Annotated in this window: 2 protein-coding genes; one reads left to right on the forward strand and one right to left on the reverse strand. The window is 39.5% G+C overall.

Going from position 1 to position 2,746, the window contains the following annotated elements:
- Positions 1-1,686, reverse strand: a 1,686-nt coding sequence (locus WB217_RS08475; RefSeq protein ID WP_423992500.1) for an endonuclease MutS2, incomplete at its 3' end; no start/stop codon positions are given.
- An 808-nt stretch (positions 1,687-2,494) separates the two neighbouring features.
- Here WB217_RS08475 and WB217_RS08480 point away from each other — a divergent pair.
- Positions 2,495-2,746, forward strand: a 252-nt coding sequence (locus WB217_RS08480; protein WP_423992502.1) for an SCO family protein, incomplete at its 3' end; no start/stop codon positions are given.

Here is a 2,746-nt window from a genome sequence, read left to right on the forward strand (position 1 = left end):
TGTGGATACGTGTACGCTATCTCCCATAACATATTGTGTTACAATCTTTTTCTCTGCTTCTGGCCCCCTCCTTTTATGCTTATTCACGATAATTTGCTGTTCCCTCCCTTTTAAGGCAGAAGGATCATCTTCAAATAAGACAGTATAGTTTTTTTCTGCCTTATAAGTTATTTCATGGGCTCTTTCAATTAATTTTGGATGAATGCCAAGCTTGAGGGCAATGGCAAAAGCCTGGCTGTCCCCACCTTGCCCAATCCGTAAGCGATACGTTGGCTTAAGTGTCTCTAGGTCAAATTCCATTGAACCATTCATGAAATCTTGATGCAGGTCCGCAAAATCTTTTATTTCGCTATAATGAGTCGTTGCAAACAAGGTTGCACCTTTGTTATTAAGGGTTTCAAGAATGGCCGTTGCCAGCCCCATACCTTCGCCTGGGTCGGTGCCTGAACCAAGTTCATCAAGGAGGACAAGCGTTTTGTCATTCGTTTCTTTTAAAATTTCAATGATATTGACGATTCTTGAACTGAATGTACTGAGATTCTGTTCAATGCTCTGTCCATCCCCTATATCCACAAGCACTTTATGAAAAATTCCTGATGTACTTTCATTTTCCACAGGCAAATGCAGCCCGCACTGTGCCATTAAGACAAGCAATCCAGCTGTTTTAATAGAAACCGTCTTACCTCCAGTATTCGGCCCGGTTATGATCAAAGCTTGATAATCTGAACCAATTTCAATTGTTAACGGGATTGCTTTGTCACCAAGCAGTGGATGTCTGGCATCCTTGAACATGATCAGGGAACCGTCATATATATTGACTCTTTTGGCATCAATGGCTCTGCAATACTTTGCTTTTGAAAATAACACATCATAATGGACCATCGTTTCGATAGCGAGGCGAATTTCTTTCTCTCTTCCTTCCGCCATACCAGTCAAAGATATTAAAACTTTTTCAGCCTCAGCCTGCTCTTCAGCATAAAGCCATTCCATTTGTTCCTGGAAAGCGCCGATTTCTTCTGGTTCAACGAAAAGAGTCGATCCAGAAGCAGATGTGTCGAGTACAGCTCCTTTCACTTTTGCCCGGTATTCCTTTTTAACTGGAATTACATACCGTCCATTTCTCTGGCTAATGACCGATTCCTGTAAATAAGGTTTCATTTTCGCCGATTTAAGAACCTGATTAAGCCTTTCCTTTAACCGCTCCTCCTGGATTGCTAGTTGTTTGCGGATTTTTAGAAGCTCTTTCGTCGCATAATCATCTATTTGTCCGTTGCGTATACACCTTTGTATTTCAGCTGCCAGTTCTGGCAGTTCTTCAATTCCATAAACATATGCTGAAACTCTGGGAGCGCAATATTCCTTTTCCTTCATAAACCTGCGAATTTTATTGCATGTTTCAAGAAAGTTCAACAGCATGACCAACTGGTCTGGCCTGAGAGGCACTCCTTTATGAAAACCCTTTAAGACTAGTTCCATCCCCTCGAGACCATGGATTGGAACACTTGAACTGATTTTTAGGATCTCGATTGCCTCTGACAGCTCCTCCTGCCAAGATGTAATTTGCCTGGCATTCACGGACGGCAGCATATCGTTCACTTTTTTGCGCCCAATCTCTGTCAGAGCGAAGCTTGCGATCATTTCTTTGACCTTATTAAGTCCTAGTACGTTAAAAGTTTGTTCGTTCAATTTTATTTTCCTCCTTAAATAATAGGCAATATTAATTTAGATTGTTGATTTCCGCTCCGGTCACTTGCTTTTAGCGGGGCGTCCGGTGATCCTGCATCAGTCGAGCACCCTCAGCTCCGATCAACATGTGATAATACTTTAAAACAACCAAGATTTTAAAAAAGTGTTTAGTAAAGATTGATGATTTGCAGAAGAATGAATAAATGGAACACAAAAAACCGCCATGGAACAATGTCCAAAGCGGCTTGAAGAATGCCTGGCGGTCCTTCCGCCTGCACTTTTTCCGATAAAAAAAAGCCGTGTACATGTACACAGCTTATGCTTTCGGATATCAGCATGCTTTACTATGTTCATTGTTCTTAACCTTCAATCCCGAACCATAGCGAAATAAACCTTTTAAAGGCCATGATTAAAAATATTCCGGATTGACCGTATAAAATTAACGGGTTAGTTAAGAACGACACCTAACATAAAACATACTCCTTATAAAAAAAAATTTCTTCCATTACAGAATACCTTCAAAAAAATGGAAAGTCAACCAGACATCATCATTTTTTCAATCCTGTTTACATCCCTCCAATGTATAGAGGAAAAAATGTAAAGAAATCATTTTTTCAATACTTTACTCTCATCCGCTGCCTTAATATTAGTCCTATGATATCAGTCCTAACTAACTGGTCATAATAGAGTCATAGGGAATATACTTCTTAAAAGGGAGCAAACAATAAGTAATCTTTTACATAGTTCACACAATGTCCATATGATTTTCCTTTGAATTTCTTTATCTTATAAGGGGGAGGTTTGTGTTATGAAAAAAATATATATCATCAGTTCGCTTATCGTGTTAATAGGAATCACAGCTGGCATATCCTATTTCCTTATAAGGGACGCCAATGCTAAGATTCCAGACGACATTACGCTCGTTACAATGGAAGAAAAGAATTATACTTTCGGGGAACACACTAAAAAAATCAAACTTGTAGAGTTCATTTATACCCACTGCCCTGATATATGCCCTACGACTACACAAAAGATGAATTTACTGAGGAAAGATTTGGTC

The sequence above is a fragment of the Mesobacillus sp. genome, assembly GCF_049588175.1.
In the GTDB taxonomy this organism is placed as follows: Bacteria; Bacillota; Bacilli; order Bacillales; family Cytobacillaceae; genus Mesobacillus.